We start from the raw sequence: 1,147 nt of genomic DNA on the forward strand, positions 1-1,147 counted from the left end.
CATATACAATTTAATGTGTTTTATTATAGGTTAATTGTTGATATTTTAACGATATTTGTAAAGAAGAAGAATTGTAAGAATACAAAAAAACAAAAACAAATGAGAAAAATATTACTATGTCATGGATTAAGACAATGCATTTTCGTTTTGCTTATGTTGTTTGTCATAACTAATAGCGCATTAGCTCAGGTTACGATTGGTACTGGTGAACCTGCTGTAGAAGGGTCTCTTTTAGAGTTAAAGAACTTAGAGAATAAAACAGGGGAAGAAGCAAATGCCAATAAAGGACTTGGTCTACCGAGAGTGGATTTAACAGATGTGGAGATGCTGTATCCTATGTTTGAACCTGGTTATGATAAAAGTGTTCAGGATGAGGCTCACGCAGGCTTGGTTGTTTATAATGTGAATGAAGATTTGCAAGATGGTAAAGGAAAGGGAATTTATGCATGGGATGGAGAATCGTGGGTTTTTATTGGTGGACCAGGTAAAATATTAGAATTGGCACTTAGTACAGATCAACTATTTCTGTGGGAAAATAGCCCAACAGGGGAAGTGACATTGACGGCTAAAAAAGATGGTTTAGCATGGGAGAAAAGTGTTGAAGGAGACATTGTTTCTACATTTGAAAGTGTTACAAACGGCAAAGTAAGTACATTGTCATTTACAAGAAGCGAGACCGTTTTTGGTGATGAGATTTATACTTTTAAATTGGTTGATAAGCCTGAGGTTTTCACACAATTAAAAGTGAGTAATTTGAATTTAGTACTTAGTAAACCAATCATAAGAGTTGGGTCTGGTAGTGTAGATGGCGCAATAAATTCATCGAGTATTGTTACGGCTTATGGAGGAGGAAGTGCTAACTGGGAAGTATTCGATTATGATCGAAACGCTTTCAATTGGACGAAAGAACCTAAAAATGTAAATGGCCATCTTCAGTTCGAGTTAGGAGTTGCTAAAGCAACAGGGGTTGTACGTGGTAATATACAAGTTCGTCATCTTGATCAACCTGAAATTGTGAGAACTATAGTAGTAGAGCAAAATGCTAATTAACGTGAGTTCGATATAAGAAAAAGCAAAAAAAAGCTATAAAAAAAGAGATAGGATTAGTATATTTAAGGTTCTGAATCACAAATATTTAACTAAAACT

1 protein-coding gene is annotated in these 1,147 nt (G+C 34.8%); it reads left to right on the forward strand.

Going from position 1 to position 1,147, the window contains the following annotated elements; all coding sequences use genetic code 11:
- The first annotated feature begins 99 nt into the window (after positions 1 to 99).
- Positions 100 to 1,050, forward strand: a complete 951-nt coding sequence (locus GOQ24_RS03930; protein WP_160339154.1) for a hypothetical protein — start codon at positions 100 to 102, stop codon at positions 1,048 to 1,050.
- Positions 1,051 to 1,147: the final 97 nt, after the last annotated feature.

Source organism: Myroides sp. LoEW2-1 (assembly GCF_009767705.1).
Taxonomy (GTDB): domain Bacteria; phylum Bacteroidota; class Bacteroidia; order Flavobacteriales; family Flavobacteriaceae; genus Flavobacterium; species Flavobacterium album_A.